The sequence below is a fragment of the Mycobacterium sp. 1245499.0 genome (genome assembly GCF_001673615.1).
Taxonomy (GTDB): domain Bacteria; phylum Actinomycetota; class Actinomycetes; order Mycobacteriales; family Mycobacteriaceae; genus Mycobacterium; species Mycobacterium europaeum_A.
In genome coordinates this window covers 1-16,474 of record NZ_LZMG01000120.1, presented here as the reverse complement: position 1 = coordinate 16,474, position 16,474 = coordinate 1, and the positions used below count along the sequence as shown (strand labels likewise).

Here is a 16,474-nt window from a genome sequence, read left to right as displayed (position 1 = left end):
CCACGAACGCCGGGTCGGGGGTGAAGCCGTCCGGGGCGGCGATCGTGACGTGGATGCCGGCCGTGACCCCGCCGAGCATCAGCGAGTGCGCCATGTTGTTGGCACCGTCTCCCAGGTAGGTCATCTTCAGCCCGCGCAGTGACCCCTTGCGCTCGGCGGGGTCACGGCCGGCATCCACGTCACGATCGCCGCCCCGGACGGCTTCACCCCCGACCCGGCGTTCGTGGCGGCGGCGCGCCGGCGCGCCGAGGACACCGGCGCCTCGGTCACGCTCACCGCCGACGCCGGCGCTGCCGCGCGCGGTGCCGACGTTTTGGTCACCGACACCTGGACGTCGATGGGCCAGGAGGACGACGGGCTGGACCGCCTCACACCGTTTCGGCCCTACCAGATCAACGCCGACCTGCTGTCTCTGGCCGACCCGGAAGCCATTGTGCTGCACTGCCTTCCGGCGCACCGCGGGGAGGAGATCACCGACGAGGTGATGGACGGGCCGGCCAGCGTGGTCTTCGACGAGGCCGAAAACCGGTTGCACGCCCAAAAGGCGCTGCTGGCCTGGCTTGTGGAGCGGCGGTCATGACCCGCTCGAAGAGCGCTCCCGAAACCACCCGGGCCGGCCGGCAGGACCGCATCGTGGCGATCCTGTCCTCGGCGTCGATCAGCAGCCAAAGCGAGCTGGCGGCCCGGCTGGCCGACGAGGGCATCGAGGTCACCCAGGCCACCCTGTCGCGGGACCTGGAGGAACTGGGCGCGGTCAAGCTGCGCGGCGCCGACGGCGGCGTCGGGGTTTACGTCGTCCCCGAGGACGGCAGCCCGGTGCGGGGCGTGTCCGGCGGCACCGCGCGACTGTCCCGGCTGCTGGGCGAACTGCTGGTGTCCGCCGACGCCAGCGCCAACCTCGCGGTGCTGCGCACGCCGCCGGGCGGCGCCAACTATCTGGCCAGCGCGATCGACCGCGCGGCGCTACCGTACGTCGTCGGCACCATCGCCGGCGACGACACCGTCTTTGTGGCCGCCCGAGAGCCGATGACCGGCGCCGAGCTGGCCACCACCTTGGAAAAACTCACGTAAGCGCTTCAAGTATAAGGAGATTGGTTCATGTCAGAACGCGTCATCCTGGCGTATTCCGGCGGTCTGGACACCTCGGTGGCCATCAGCTGGATCGGCAAGGAGACCGGCCGTGAGGTCGTAGCGGTGGCGATCGACCTCGGCCAGGGCGGCGAGGACATGGAGGTCATTCGCCAGCGGGCCCTGGACTGCGGCGCGGTCGAAGCCGTCGTCGTCGATGCCCGCGACGAGTTCGCCGAGGGCTACTGCCTGCCCACCATCCTGTCCAACGCCCTCTACATGGATCGCTACCCGCTGGTGTCGGCGATCAGCCGGCCGCTGATCGTCAAGCACCTGGTGGCGGCCGCCCGCGAGCACGGCGGCAGCATCGTCGCGCATGGCTGTACCGGCAAGGGCAACGACCAGGTCCGGTTCGAGGTCGGATTCGGGTCGCTGGCACCCGATCTCGAGGTGCTGGCGCCGGTCCGCGACTACGCCTGGACGCGCGAGAAGGCGATCGCGTTCGCCGAGGAGAACGCCATCCCCATCAACGTCACCAAGCGCTCACCGTTCTCCATCGACCAGAACGTGTGGGGCCGGGCGGTGGAAACCGGCTTCCTGGAACACCTTTGGAACGCCCCCACCAAGGACGTCTACGCCTACACCGAAGACCCCACGCTGAACTGGAGCACGCCCGACGAGGTGATCGTCGGCTTCGAGCGCGGCGTGCCGGTGACGATCGACGGCAAGAAAGTGTCGGTACTGCAGGCCATCGAGGAACTCAACGCCCGCGCCGGCGCGCAGGGTGTCGGCCGGCTCGACGTCGTCGAGGACCGGCTGGTGGGCATCAAGAGCCGTGAGATCTACGAGGCACCCGGCGCCATGGTGCTCATCACCGCCCACACCGAGCTCGAGCACGTCACGCTGGAACGCGAGCTGGGCCGGTTCAAGCGGCACACCGATCAGCGCTGGGCCGAGCTGGTTTACGACGGGCTGTGGTACTCACCGCTGAAGGAGGCGCTGGAGAGCTTCGTCGCCAAGACCCAGGAACACGTGACGGGCGAAGTGCGAATGGTGTTGCACGGCGGCCATATTGCGGTCAACGGCCGGCGCAGCGCCGAATCCCTGTACGACTTCAACCTGGCCACCTACGACGAGGGTGACAGCTTCGACCAGTCGGCCGCAAAGGGTTTCGTCTACGTGCACGGGCTGTCGTCGAAGATCGCCTCGCGCCGGGACCGGACGTTGCAGGGCCCGGCCGACGCGTGAGCACTCGCGAAGGGTCGTTGTGGGGCGGGCGGTTCGCCGACGGCCCGTCGGATGCGCTGACCGCGCTGAGCAAGTCCACCCACTTCGACTGGGTGCTGGCCCCCTACGACATCGTCGCCTCGCGGGCCCACACCGTGATCCTGTTTCGCGCCGGGCTGCTGACCGAGGAGCAGCGCGACGGACTGCTGGCCGGCCTCGACCAGCTCGCCTCCGACGTCGCCGACGGCAGCTTCTCGCCGCTGGTCACCGACGAGGACGTGCACGGGGCGCTGGAACGCGGACTGATCGACCGGGTCGGGCCCGACCTGGGCGGGCGGCTGCGGGCCGGCCGGTCGCGCAACGACCAGGTGGCCACCCTGTTCCGGATGTGGCTGCGCGACGCGGTGCGCCGGGTCGCCGCCGGGGCGCTCGACGTCGTCGCCGCGCTGGCCGCCCAGGCCGCCGCCCACCCCGGCGCCATCATGCCGGGCAAGACCCACCTGCAGTCCGCCCAACCGGTGCTGTTGGCCCACCACCTGCTGGCCCACGCCCACCCGCTGCTGCGCGACGTCGACCGGATCGTCGACTTCGACCGGCGCGCCGGGGTGTCGCCGTACGGCTCGGGCGCGCTGGCCGGATCGTCGCTGGGCCTGGACCCCGACGCGATCGCCGCGGAACTGGGCTTCGCCGCCGCCGCCGACAACTCCATCGACGCCACCGCATCCCGGGATTTCGCCGCGGAGGCCGCCTTCGTGTTCGCCATGATCGGGGTGGACCTGTCCCGGCTGGCGGAGGACATCATCCTGTGGAGCTCGACGGAATTCGGCTACGTCAAGCTGCACGATTCGTGGTCGACCGGCAGCTCGATCATGCCGCAGAAGAAGAACCCCGACATCGCCGAGCTGGCGCGCGGCAAGTCCGGCCGGCTGATCGGCAACCTGACCGGCCTGCTGGCCACGCTGAAGGCCCAGCCGCTCGCGTACAACCGTGACCTGCAGGAAGACAAGGAGCCGGTGTTCGACTCGGTCGCCCAGCTGGAGCTGGTACTGCCGGCGATGGCCGGGCTGGTGGCCAGCCTGACCTTCGACGTCGAGCGGATGGCCGCCCTGGCTCCGGCCGGCTACACGCTGGCCACCGACATCGCCGAATGGCTGGTGCGCCAGGGCGTGCCGTTCCGGTCGGCGCACGAGGCCGCCGGGGCCGCGGTGCGCGCCGCCGAGCAGCGGTCCGTCGGACTCGACGAGCTGACCGATGACGAATTGGCCGCCATCAGCCCCGATCTCACGCCGCGGGTGCGGGAGGTCTTGACGATCGAGGGGTCGGTGTCCTCGCGTGACGCGCGCGGCGGCACCGCGCCGGCGCGGGTCGCCGAGCAGATCGAAACCGTCCTGGCCAGCGCCGATCGGCTCAAAAGCCGGCTGGGTGGCGGCGCCTGAGATGAGCTTGTTTTCCCTGACGGCCGGGGACATGCAGACTAGACTTCGGGCTCAAAGCGATCCGGTTGAACGCCACGGGCCGGGTCCTCGTCACCAAGGGGTGGGAGAAAAATGAGCGTCGTCGCCGGCGTCTTCGGTGCGTTACCGCCGCACCGATACTCCCAGCGCGAGCTCACCGATTTCTTCGTCAGCATCCCGGAGTTCGAAGGCTACGAGGACATCGTCCGGCAGCTACACGCCAGCGCCAAAGTCGGCAGCCGTCATCTGGTGCTGCCGCTCGAGCAGTACCCCGCGCTGACCGACTTCGGCCTGGCCAACCGGATCTTCACCGAACACGCCGTGAAGCTGGGCTGCGAGGCGCTGTCCGGGGCGCTCGACGAGGCGGGGCTGCGGCCCGAGGACGTCGACGTGCTCATCACCACGACGGTCACCGGCCTGGCGGTGCCCTCCGTGGACGCCCGGATCGCCGCGAAGCTCGGCCTGCGCGACGACGTGCGACGGGTGCCGCTGTTCGGGCTGGGCTGCGTGGCCGGCGCCGCGGGGGTGGCCCGCGTGCACGACTACCTGCGCGGCGCGCCCGACGCCGTCGCCGCCCTGATCTCGGTCGAGCTCTGCTCGCTGACCTATCCCGGATACACGCCGTCGCTGGCCGGCATGGTCGGCAGCGCGTTGTTCGCCGACGGGGCCGCGGCGGTGGTGGCCGTCGGCGAGCGTCGTGCCGAACGGTTGGCCGCCAGCGGGCCCAGCATCCTCGACTCGCGCAGCCACCTGTATCCCGATTCCCTGCGCACCATGGGCTTCGACGTGCGAACCACCGGCTTCGAACTGGTGCTGTCCAAGGACGTCGCCGCCGTCGTGGAGCAATACCTCGAAGACGACGTCACCGGGTTCCTCGGAGCACACGGGTTGACCACCGCCGACATCGGCGCGTTCGTCAGCCACCCCGGCGGCCCCAAGGTGATCGAGGCGATCAACGCCGCGCTCGACCTGCCGCCCGAGGCCCTCGAACTGACCTGGCGCTCGCTCGGCGAGATCGGCAACCTGTCGTCGGCGTCGGTGCTGCACGTGCTGCGCGACACCATGGCCAAGCCGCCGCCGAGCGACAGCCCCGGGTTGATGCTGGCGATGGGGCCTGGATTCTGTTCCGAGCTGGTGCTATTGCGTTGGCACTGATCCTCGTCCGCGTTTTTGCGGTGCGACGGCAGGAAGTATCGCCATGAGTGACACGAGAGGCCGCCTGCCATGAACGGCAACACCGAAGAGCTCGTCCGGGCCCTTCGCCAGTCGCTGAAGGAAAACGAGCGGCTCAAGCGCGAAAACCGCCAATACCTGGGCGCGGCAACCGAACCGGTGGCGGTGGTGGGCATGGGCTGCCGGTATCCGGGCGGAGTGAATTCGCCAGAGGCTTTGTGGCAGATGGTCGTCGAGGGGCGCGACGTGGTCTCGGAGTTCCCCGCCGACCGCGGCTGGAACCTGACGGGCCTGTTCGACGACGACCCCGACGCCGTCGGCAAGTCGTACGCCCGATGCGGCGGATTCCTCTCGGACGTCGGCGATTTCGATGCCGCGTTCTTCGGCATCGCGCCCAGCGAGGCGCTGGCGATGGACCCGCAACAGCGCTTGCTGCTCGAGGTGTCCTGGGAGGCGTTGGAGCGGGCCGGAATTGACCCGGCCACCCTGCGCGGCTCGGCGACCGGCGTGTTCGCCGGGATATTCCACGGCTCCTACGGGGGCCAGGGACGGGTGCCGGGCCACCTGGAGCGATACGGCCTGCGCGGCTCGACGCTGAGCGTGGCCTCGGGCCGGGTGGCCTATTCGCTGGGGTTCGAGGGCCCGGCCGTCTCGGTGGACACGGCGTGTTCGTCGTCGTTGGTGGCTTTGCACCTGGCGGCGCAGTCGTTGCGTTCCGGCGAGTGCGATCTGGCGCTGGCCGGCGGCGTGACGGTGATGGCCACCCCGGCGATGTTCATCGAGTTCAGCCGCCAGCGGGCGCTGGCCGCCGACGGCCGGTGCAAGGCGTACGCGGGCGCCGCCGACGGCACCGGGTTCTCCGAAGGCGTCGGGGTGCTGGTGCTGGAACGGCTGGCCGACGCCCGCCGGCACGGGCATCCGGTGCTGGCCGTGGTCCGCGGATCGGCGGTCAATCAGGACGGCGCGTCCAACGGCCTGGCGACACCCAACGGGCCATCGCAGCAACGGGTGATCCGGGCGGCGCTGGCCAACGCGCGGCTGGACACCGCCGACGTCGATCTGGTCGAGGGCCACGGGACGGGCACCACGCTCGGCGATCCCATTGAGGCCCAGGCGGTTCTGGCCACCTACGGCCAGGACCGGCCGGCCGATCGGCCGCTGTGGCTGGGCTCGATCAAATCGAACATGGGTCACACCTCGGCCGCGGCGGGGGCCGGCGGGGTGATCAAGATGGTGCAGGCGATCCGCCACGGGGTGATGCCCAAGACGCTGCACGTGGATGAGCCGACGCCGCACGTGGATTGGACGGCCGGGGCGGTGTCGCTGCTGACCGAACGGCGGCCCTGGCCGGCCGTGGACCGGCCGCGGCGCGCGGGCGTCTCGTCCTTCGGCATCAGCGGCACCAACGCGCACGTCATCGTCGAGCAGTACGCCGCGGAGCTCGAAAACGCCGCGCCCCCAGGCGATGACGTCATCGTCCCGTGGGTGCTTTCGGCCCGTTCGGGTGAGGCGCTGGCGAATCAGGCCGCGCGGCTGCTGGCCCGCGTGAAGGCCGATCCCCGGGTGCGGGTGCTGGACGTGGGCTGGTCGCTGATCGCGACGCGGTCGCGCTTCGAGCACCGCGCGGTGGTCGTGGGCGCCGACGGCGCGCAGTTGCTGCGCGGGTTGGCGGCCCTGGCGGCCGGCGAGCAGGGCGCGGGCCTGGTGGTGGGCCGGGCCCAGCCGATGAGCAAGACGGTGTTCGTGTTTCCCGGCCAGGGCTCGCAATGGGCCGGCATGGGTGCCCAATTGCTGGACAGTTCACCGACATTCGCCGAACACCTGCAGCTGTGCGACAAGGCGCTCGCCGAGCACGTCGACTGGTCGCTGATCGACGTCATCCGCGGGGTGCCGGGCGCACCCGGGTTGGACCGCGTGGACGTGGTGCAGCCGGCGCTGTGGGCGGTGATGGTGTCGCTGGCCGAACTGTGGCGCTCGGTGGGCGTCACACCCGACGCGGTGATCGGCCATTCGCAGGGCGAGATCGCGGCGGCCTACGTGGCGGGCGCCCTGTCGCTGGAAGACGCCGCCCGGGTGGTCGCGCTGCGCAGCCGCTTGCTGGTGCGGTTGTCGGGCCGGGGCGGCATGGTCTCGCTGGCCTGCAGCCTGCCGCGCGCCGAGCAGCTCATCGCCGCCTGGGGTGACCGGCTCAACATCGCCACCGTCAACGGCGTCGCGGCGGTGGTGGTCTCGGGCGAGGTGGACGCCCTGGCGGAGCTGATGCAACGGTGCGAGGCCGACGACATCCGGGCCCGCAAGATCGACGTCGACTACGCGTCCCACTCGGCGCAGGTGGAGGCGATTCGGGACCCCCTCGCCGCTGCGCTGGACGGGCTGGCGCCGCGGCCGTCCGCCGTCACCTTCTTCTCCACGGTCACCGGCGAACCGCTGGACACCGCGGGGCTGAACGCCGACTACTGGTTCCAAAACATCCGCAGCACCGTGCAATTCGAGAAGGCGGTGCGCAGCGCGTGCGATGCGGGCTATCAGGCGTTCATCGAATCCAGTCCGCATCCGGTGCTGATGGCCGCCATCGAAGAGACGATGCCCGACGGCGAGCGGGGGTGCGTCATCCCGTCGCTGGGCCGCGATGACGGCGGCCTGGACCGCTTCTGGCTCTCGGCCGCCGCGGCCCACGTCGCCGGCGTGGCGGTGGACTGGGGGGCCGCGCTGTCCGGTCTCGATGGCCGCCGCGTCGACCTCCCGACGTATGGCTTTGTCCGGCAACATTTTTGGCTTCCTGGCGGGTCGACCGGGTCGCAGGACGTCGCCACCCTGGGCCTGGCCGCGGCCGAGCACGCCCTGCTGGGCGCGGTGGTGCCGCGGCCCGATTCCGGCGGCGTGGTGCTGACCGGCCGGTTGTCCACGGCGGCCCACCCGTGGCTGGCCGATCACGCGGTCGGCGACACGGTGTTGTTCCCGGGTGCGGGGTTCGTCGAGTTGGCCATCCGCGCGGGCGACGAGGTCGGTTGCGGGGTGCTCGACGAGCTGACCATCTCGGCGCCCTTGCTGCTGCCCGCGGCCGGGGGCGTGCGGGTGCAGCTGGTGGTCGGCGCCCCCGACGAGTCGGGCCGGCGGCGGCTGGCAGGGTATTCGATTGACGCGCAGCCGGATTCGGAGTGGGTGCTGCATGCCGAGGGGTTGCTGCGGCCGGGCGCCGTGACACCGGCCGCGGACCTCTCGAGCTGGCCGCCCGCCGGGGCGACCGCGGTGGACGTCACCGACGCCTATGAGCGGCTGGCGCGGCGCGGCTACGACTACGGCGGCGCCTTCAAGGGCCTGCGAGCGATGTGGCAGCGCGGCGACGAGATCTTCGCCGAGGTCGCCGTGCCCGACGATGCCGCCGCCCCCGACGGCGGCTTCGGAATACATCCGGTGCTGTTGGATGCCGCGCTGCACGCGCTCGGCCTCGCCGCCGGGAACGACGACACCGTGCTGCCGTTCTCTTGGCAGGGCGTGTCGCTACACGCGTCGGGTGCGTCGCGGGCGCGGGTCCGGATCGCACCGGCCGGCGCCGGCGCCGTCTCGGTGGAATTGGCCGACGGGGCGGGGCTGCCGGTGCTCTCGGTGCGGTCGTTGGCGATGCGGCCGGTCGCGCCGGGGCAGCTGACGGCGGCGGCCCCCGCCCGCCGACCGCTCGGCGGGGGCCTGCTCGACGTCACCTGGTCGCCGGTCGCGTTGGGCTCCGGTGGCGTCGCCGTGACGCTGTGGGAGCCGGGCGATCACGGCGGCGACGTGGTGAAGTCCGTGCACGCCGCGACCGCCGAGATCTTGGCGGTCCTGCAGTCGGAGTTGCGCGACGAGAACGCCGGGGTGCTGGCCGTGCAGACCCGCGGCGCGGTCGCCCTTGCCGGCGAGGATGTTTCGGACCTGGCCGGGGCGGCGGTGTGGGGCCTGGTGCGCTCGGCGCAGGCGGAGCAGCCGGGCCGGGTGGTCCTGATCGACTCCGACGGCTCGGTCGATGTCAGCGCGGTGATCGGTTGCGGCGAGCCGCAAGTGGTGGTTCGCCAGGGCGTCGCCTATGCGGCGCGATTGCGGCCGGTGCGCGCCGGTTCCGCGGTCGAGTTGCCCTCCGCGGGTTGGCGATTGGACGCCGGCGGCGAGGGTACCCTCGAGGACCTGGTCGTAAGCCGTTGCCCGCACCCGGAATTGACCGCCGGGCAGGTGCGGGTCGCGGTGGCCGCGGTCGGGGTCAACTTCCGCGACGTCCTGGTGGCCCTGGGAATGTATCCGGGCGGAGGCCGGCTGGGTGCCGAGGGCTCCGGCGTCGTCGTCGAGGTGGGCCCCGACGTGACCGGCCTGGCCGTCGGAGACGCGGTGATGGGGTTGCTCGGGGTCGTCGGTTCGGAAGCGGTGGTGGATCAGCGCGTGGTGACGCCGGTGCCGGCGGGGCTGTCGCTGGTCGAGGCCGCGGGCGTGCCGGTGGTGTTCCTGACCGCGCTGTACGGGCTGTCGGTGCTGGGCGGGCTGCGCGCCGGTGAGCGGGTGCTGGTGCACACCGCCACCGGCGGGGTGGGCATGGCCGCGGTGCAGCTGGCGCGGCATTGGGGCGCCGAGGTGTTCGTCACCGCCAGCCGCGGCAAGTGGGACACCCTGCGCGCGATGGGATTCGACGACGACCACATCGGCGATTCGCGCACGACGGAGTTCGAGAAGACGTTCGCGTCCTCGACCGGCGGTGCCGGCTTCGACGTCGTGCTCAACTCCCTGGCCGGCGAGTTCACCGACGCGTCGTTGCGGCTGCTGGCTCCCGGCGGTCGTTTCATCGAGATGGGCAAGACCGACGTGCGGGATCCGCGCGTCGTCGCCGATCAGCACCGGGGTGCGGTGTACCGGGCGTTCGACCTGATGGAGGCCGGTCCCGACCGCACCGCGGCCATGCTGGCCGAGATCACCGAACTGCTGGCGGACGGAATCGTGACACCGTTGCCGCTCAAGACGTTTGATGTCCGCTGCGCCGCGACGGCCTATCGGTACCTCAGCCAGGCGCGCCACATCGGCAAGGTCGCGCTGACCGTCCCGTCGGGTCCCGGTGAGGTGCTCAGCGGCTGCGGCGGTGGCCTGGCCGGGGCCAGCGTGGTGATCACCGGCGGCACCGGCATGGCCGGTTCCGCGCTGGCCCGCCACCTCGTCGAGCGCTACCGGGTGGCCCACGTGGTGCTGGTCAGCCGGACCGGCGACCGGGGGCCCAGGGTCGCCGAGCTGGTGTCCGACCTGCAGCGCTGCGGCGCGCGGGTGTCGGTGGTGGCCTGCGACGTCGCCGACCCGGAGGCCGCCGCACGGATGCTGGCCGGGATACCGGCGCAGTATCCGCTGCGCGGAATCGTCCATGCCGCAGGGATTCTCGACGACGGGCTGATCTCATCGCTGACCCCGGATCGGGTGGACGCGGTGCTGCGCGCCAAGGTGGACGGGGCGTGGAACCTGCACGAGCTCACCCGGCACCTGGATCTCTCGGCGTTCGTGGTGTTCTCGTCGATGGCCGGGATCGTGGGGACCCCGGGTCAGGCGAACTACGCGGCGGCCAACAGCTTCCTCGACGGGCTGGCCGCCTACCGGCGGGCCCACGGATTGCCCGGCCTGTCGCTGGCCTGGGGCCTGTGGGAGCAGGCGTCGGCGATGACCGCGCACCTCGGCGAGCGCGACAAGGCGCGGATGAGCAGGATCGGGCTGGCGCCGCTGTCCACCGAGCAGGCGCTGGCCGCGTTCGACGCCGCGATGCTGGTGGACGCCCCGGTGCTGGTGGCCGCGCGGGTGGACCGCGCCGCGCTGTCCGACAACATCGCCGCGCTGCCCCCGCTGCTGTCCGAGCTCGTCGCCGGCCCGACCCGGCGCGTCATCGACGACACCGACGTCACCGCGTCGACGGCGGGGCTTTCGGCGCGCCTGCACGGGCTGAGCCCCGAGGCGCGCCACCGCGAGCTGGTCGACCTGGTCTGCGCCAACGCGGCGATGGTGCTCGGGGTGCCCAATCCGGCGGACATCAACTCCAGCAGCGCCTTCGGCGAGCTCGGCTTCGATTCGCTGACCGCCGTCGAACTGCGGAACCGCCTCAAAAACGCCACCGGCCTTACCCTTTCGCCGACGCTGATCTTCGACTACCCGACACCCGTCGCGCTGGCCGCGCATCTCGACACCCAACTGGCCGGTGACGCCGGCGATGGTGAACCGCCGAACCTGATGGGTCGCTTCAACGACATCACCCGCGAACTGCAGGCGCTGCTCGGCGCGCCCAACTGGAACGCCGACGACAAGTCGGTGCTGCGGGCCCGCATTCACAACCTGTTGGCCGCGGTTGCGCCGAGCCGGCCTTCCGACGTCGAACACCTCGACGACGACCTCGATGCCGCCACCGAAAGCCAACTCTTTGCGATCCTCGATGAAGAACTCGGCCGCTGACCCCCCGCCGCAAGGAGCAACGATGCCGGGCACCTCGCAGCACGTCGACTACCTGAAACGCCTCACCGCGGATCTCAGGCGGACCCGGCGGCGCGTCGCGGAACTGGAGGGCCGGCTCTCCGAGCCCGTTGCGGTGGTGGGCATGGCGTGTCGTTACGCCGGTGGAGTCGAATCGCCGGAAGACTTGTGGGAGTTGGTGATTCAGGGACGCGACACGGTGTCGGACTTCCCGGCCGACCGCGGCTGGGACGTCGAGGGGTTGTACGACCCCGACCCCGACACCAAGGGAAAGATGTACACCCGGCAGGGCAGTTTCCTGGCGGACGCGGGCGATTTCGACGCCGGTTTCTTCGGCATCGGGCCCAGCGAGGCGCTGGCCATGGATCCCCAGCAGCGGATGATGCTCGAGATCTGCTGGGAGGCGTTGGAGCGGGCCGGGATTGATCCCGTCACGCTGCGCGGCTCGGCGACCGGGGTCTTCGCGGGCGTCATCCACGCCGGCTATGGCGGGGAGGTCAAGGGCGAGCTGGAGGGCTACGGGCTCACCGGCTCGACGCTGAGCGTGACCTCGGGCCGGGTGTCCTACGTGTTGGGCCTGGAGGGCCCCGCGGTGTCGGTGGATACCGCGTGCTCGTCGTCGTTGGTCTCCATGCATCTGGCCGCGCAGTCACTGCGGTCCGGGGAGTGCGATCTGGCGCTGGCCGGTGGCGTGACCGTGATGGCCACCCCCGCGGCCTTTGTCGAGTTCAGCCGCCAGCGTGCGCTGGCCCCCGACGGTCGCTGCAAGGTGTATGCCGGTGCGGCGGACGGGACTTCGTGGTCGGAAGGCGCCGGCGTCCTGGTGCTGGAGCGGTTGGCTGACGCCCGGCGGCTGGGGCATCCGGTGCTGGCGGTGCTGCGCGGTACCGCGGTCAATCAGGACGGCGCGTCCAACGGTCTGACCGCACCCAACGGGCCGTCGCAACAGCGCGTCATCCGGGCGGCGCTGGCCAACGCCGGGTTGACGGCCGCGGACGTGGATGTGGTCGAGGGCCATGGGACCGGGACGGTGCTCGGCGACCCCATCGAGGCCCAGGCGCTGCTGGCGACGTACGGGCAGGATCGCGCCGCGGACCGCCCGCTGTGGCTGGGGTCGATCAAATCGAACATCGGCCACACCTCGGCCGCGGCCGGGGTGGCCGGGGTGATCAAGATGATTCAGGCGATCCGGCACGGGGTGCTGCCCAAGACGCTGCACGTGGACATCCCGTCGCCGCACGTGGATTGGTCCGCTGGCGCGGTCTCGCTGCTGACCGATCCGCGGCCGTGGCCCGACCACGGCGGGATACGGCGGGCGGGCGTCTCGTCGTTCGGGATCAGCGGCACCAACGCGCACGTCATCGTGGAGCAGCCCCCCGCGACCCTCGACGAGGATACCGAGCCGGTTCTGGGGACGCCCGATTTGGTTGTGCCATGGGTGCTTTCGGCCCGATCGCCCGAGGCGCTGACGGGTCAGGCGCAACGCTTGCTGGACCGGCTGAACGTCGAGGCGGGCCCGCGGGCGGTGGACGTGGGCTGGTCGCTGGCGACCACCCGGGCGGCCTTCGAGCATCGCGCGGTGCTGATCGGCGCCGACCGGGCCGCCCTGACCGCGGGGCTGGCGGGTTTGGCGGCCGGGCGCCCCGATCCGGCCGTGCTGGTCGGCCGGACCCGGTCGGTGGGCAAGCGAGTGTTCGTATTTCCGGGGCAGGGCTCCCAGTCGCTCGGCATGGGCGCCGAACTGTACCAACGCTTTCCGGTGTTCGCGCAGGCCTTCGATGAGGCCATCGCGGCGGTGGACGCGCACACGCGGTTGCCGCTGCGCGAGGTGATCTGGGGCACCGACCCGCAGTTGTTGCAGAGCACCGAATTCGCCCAGCCGGCACTGTTCGTGGTGGAGATCGCGTTGGCCGCGCTGTGGCAGTCGTTCGGCGTCACACCGGATGTGGTGATCGGCCACTCGGTGGGCGAGATCGCCGCGGCGTGCGTGGCCGGGGCGATCTCGCTGCCCGACGCGGCCCGGCTGGTGGCGGCGCGCGGTCGCCTGATGGCCGCGCTGCGGGCCGGCGGGGTGATGATCGCCGTGGCCGCGACCGAGGACGAGGTGGCCCCCCTGCTGAACGGCGCCGTGAGCATCGCGGCGGTCAACGGCCCGCGTTCGCTGGTGCTCTCCGGTGAGCAGGCCGCGGTGGGGGCGGTCGCCGACCGGTTGGCCGCCGGTGGCGCGCGGGTGCACCGGCTGGCGGTCTCGCACGCGTTTCACTCGCCGTTGATGGAACCCATGACGGACGACTTCGCGGCGGTGGCGGCCGGGGTCTCGGCGACCGAGCCACGAATCGCCTTGGTGTCCAACCTGACCGGGCAACTGGCCGGCCCCGGCTATGGCTCGGTCGCGTACTGGGTGGACCACGTGCGCCGGCCGGTGCGGTTCGTCGACGGCGTGCGGCTGGCGGAATCCCTGGGTGCCGGGGTGTTCCTGGAGGTGGGGCCGGGCGCGGCGTTGACGTCCGCGGTGGAACAGTCCCTGACCGCCGACCGGGCAACCACGGTGGTCACGATGCCCAAAGGCCGCCCGGAGATCGACTCGCTGTTGCGGGCGGCGGGGGAGCTGTTCACGGCCGGCGCCGACGTGCAATGGGCGGCGGCCTTCGCCGATCTGCATCCCCGGCGTGTCGAGCTGCCCACCTATGCCTTTGTGCGCCGCCGGTTTTGGCTGTCCGGCGATTCGGTGGGGTCGGCCAACATCGCCAGCCTCGGTCTCACCGAGGCCGAGCACGCGTTGCTGGGCGCGGTGGTCGATCGCCCGGACTCCGGTGGTGTGGTGTTGACGGGCCGGCTTTCGGTAGCCGCCCAGCCATGGCTGGCCGACCACGCGGTCGCCGGCACGGTGCTGTTTCCCGGGGCCGGCTTCGTGGAGTTGGCGTTGCGGGCCGGCGACGAGGTCGGCTGCTCGCTGGTCCAAGAGCTCACTCTGTCGGCGCCACTGGTGGTTCCGTCGCTGCCGGCGGCCGGCGTGGTACACCTGCAGGTCGTGGTGACCGCGGCCGCCGAGGCCGGCACCCGCTCGGTCGCAGTGTATTCCCGCGCCGCGCAAGGTGATTGGGTGCTGCACGCCGAAGGCGTGCTCAGCGACGGCGCGACGCGGGAACCGGCCGCCGACCTGTCAATGTGGCCGCCGCCGGGCGCGGACGGAGTGGACGTGACCGGCGCCTACGAGGGCCTGGCGGCCCGCGGTTATGGCTACGGACCGGCGTTTCAGGGGCTGCGCGCCGTCTGGCGAAGGGGCGCCGAGATTTTCGCCGAGGTCGAGCTCCCGCAGCAGGCCGGCGTCTCGACCGCCGGCCTCGGCATCCATCCGGTGGTCCTGGATGCGGCGCTGCACGCGCTGGGGGTGGCCGACGAACGGATCGAGACCGTCTTACCGTTCTCGTGGCAGGGTGTGAGCCTGTACGCGGCCGGCGCGTCGCGGGTGCGGGTCAGGCTGGCGCCGGCCGGTCCCGGTGCCGTCTCGATCGAGCTGGCCGATTCGTCCGGCCTACCGGTCCTGTCGGTGCGCGAGCTGGTCACGCGCGCCGTCTCGGCCGACCAGTTGACGGCGGCGGTGGCCGCCCGTTCGGGAAGCGGTGAGCTGCTCGACGTGGTGTGGTCGCCGATGTCGTTGCCGGGCAACGGGATCGGCGCGGTCTTCACCGTCTGGGAGCCACCGGCGGCGGATGCCGGCGCGGTGGCGTCGGTGTATGCGGCGACGCACGAGGCCCTGGGTGCGCTGCAAAGTCGGCTGGCCGGTGAGGCGGCCGGGGTCCTGGTGGTGCAGACCCGCGGCGCGGTCGGACTGGCGGCCGAGGACGTGACGGACCTGGCCGGTGCGGCGGTGTGGGGGTTGACGCGTTCGGCGCAGGCCGAACACCCCGGTCGCGTGGTGCTGGTCGATACCGACGGAACGCTCGATGTCGCCGCCGTGATCGGTTGCGGCGAGCCACAAGTCGTGGTGCGCGACGGGGTGGCCTACAGCGCCCGGCTGAAACCGGCCGACCGGCGGCCCCTGCTGCAGCTGCCCGACCCGCCGGCGGTGTGGCGGCTGGCCGCCGGCGACGCCGGGACGCTCGAAGATCTCGCCGTCCAGGAGTATCCGCCCGCGCGACTGGAGCCCGGCCAGGTGCGGGTGGCGGTGGCCGCCGCCGGGGTGAACTTCCGCGACGTGCTGGTGGCGCTGGGCATGTACCCGGGTGCGGCCCAACTGGGCGCGGAGGGCGCCGGGATCGTCACCGAACTCGGCCCCGGCGTCGCCGATTTGGCCGTCGGGGACGCGGTCATGGGGATCTTCGGGCTGGCCGGTTCGGAGGCGGCCGTCGACCGCCGGTTGGTGACCCGGGTGCCGCGCGGCTGGTCGATGGCCCAGGCCGCGGCCGTGCCGGTGGTGTTCCTGACGGCCTATTACGGGCTGTCGGTGCTGGCCGGCCTGCGCGCCGGGCAGCGGGTGCTGGTGCACGCCGCCACCGGCGGGGTGGGGATGGCCGCGGTGCAACTGGCCCGGCACTGGGGGGCGGAGGTCTACGCGACCGCCAGCCGCGGTAAGTGGGACACCCTGCGCGCCATGGGATTCGACGATGCGCACATCGCGGATTCGCGCACGCTGGACTTCGAGCAGCAGTTCGCCGGGGGCGTCGACGTGGTGCTCAACTCGCTGGCGGGTGAGTTCAACGATGCGTCGCTGCGGCTGCTGGGCGCCGGCGGTCGCTTCATCGAAATGGGCAAGACCGATCTGCGCGACCCGGACGACATCGCCCGGGCCCATCCCGGCGTGACGTACCGCGCATTCGATTTGATGGAGGCCGGCCCCGACCGCATCGCCGAGATGCTGGCGGAATTGCTGAGGTTGTTCGCGGCCGGCGCCCTGGCGCCGTTGCCCGTCAAAGCGTTTGATGCGCGCGGCGCCGCCGACGCGTACCGGTTCGTCAGCCAGGCCCGCCACATCGGCAAGGTCGTGCTCACCATGCCGGGCGGGCCCGCCGGGCTGGCCGGCGGCACCGCGCTGATCACCGGCGGGACCGGCATGGCCGGTTCGGCGGTGGCACGGCATCTCGTCGAGCGGCACC

The 16,474-nt window shown here is 71.8% G+C and carries 6 protein-coding genes and 2 pseudogenes; 7 read left to right on the top strand and 1 reads right to left on the bottom strand.

Translation table 11 applies throughout. The annotated features are described in order from the left end of the window. Nucleotides 1-124, bottom strand: a pseudogene (locus A5646_RS27850) (ornithine carbamoyltransferase); the annotation flags it as partial. Between the two features lie 21 nt (nt 125-145). Between A5646_RS27850 and A5646_RS06005 the strand changes: the two are divergent. From A5646_RS06005 to A5646_RS05975, 7 genes and pseudogenes are all read left to right on the top strand, one after another. After that, nucleotides 146-580: pseudogene (locus tag A5646_RS06005) on the top strand (ornithine carbamoyltransferase); the annotation flags it as partial. Beyond that, complete coding sequence (locus A5646_RS06000; protein ID WP_066870470.1) at nt 577-1,071, top strand: arginine repressor; 495 nt, start codon at nt 577-579, stop codon at nt 1,069-1,071. The pseudogene A5646_RS06005 and the gene A5646_RS06000, both read left to right, overlap by 4 nt. Before the next feature lie 27 nt (nt 1,072-1,098). Further along, entirely contained in the window at nt 1,099-2,316 is a 1,218-nt protein-coding gene (locus A5646_RS05995) for an argininosuccinate synthase (protein ID WP_066870474.1), read from the top strand. Further along, nucleotides 2,313-3,731 (top strand): argininosuccinate lyase, encoded by a 1,419-nt coding sequence (argH, locus tag A5646_RS05990; RefSeq protein WP_066882294.1) that lies wholly within the window; start codon nt 2,313-2,315, stop codon nt 3,729-3,731. Before A5646_RS05995 ends, argH begins: the two co-directional genes overlap by 4 nt. A gap of 111 nt (nt 3,732-3,842) precedes the next feature. Next, the gene (locus tag A5646_RS05985; protein ID WP_066870480.1) at nt 3,843-4,904 is read left to right on the top strand and encodes a type III polyketide synthase; all 1,062 of its coding nucleotides are present in this window, start codon (nt 3,843-3,845) and stop codon (nt 4,902-4,904) included. Between the two features lie 69 nt (nt 4,905-4,973). Then, nucleotides 4,974-11,360, top strand: a complete 6,387-nt coding sequence (locus tag A5646_RS05980; RefSeq protein ID WP_067020557.1) for a type I polyketide synthase — start codon at nt 4,974-4,976, stop codon at nt 11,358-11,360. Nucleotides 11,361-11,382: 22 nt separating this feature from the next. Continuing rightward, the coding region (locus A5646_RS05975) for a type I polyketide synthase (RefSeq protein WP_197505129.1) at nt 11,383-16,474 on the top strand (5,092 nt) is incomplete at its 3' end.

Coding starts and splice junctions, on each gene's coding strand:
- A5646_RS05995 (WP_066870474.1), top strand. CDS start 1,099: ATGTCAGAACGCGTCATCCTGGCGTATTCCGGCGGTCTGGACACCTCG.
- A5646_RS06000 (WP_066870470.1), top strand. CDS start 577: ATGACCCGCTCGAAGAGCGCTCCCGAAACCACCCGGGCCGGCCGGCAG.
- A5646_RS05980 (WP_067020557.1), top strand. CDS start 4,974: ATGAACGGCAACACCGAAGAGCTCGTCCGGGCCCTTCGCCAGTCGCTG.
- A5646_RS05985 (WP_066870480.1), top strand. CDS start 3,843: ATGAGCGTCGTCGCCGGCGTCTTCGGTGCGTTACCGCCGCACCGATAC.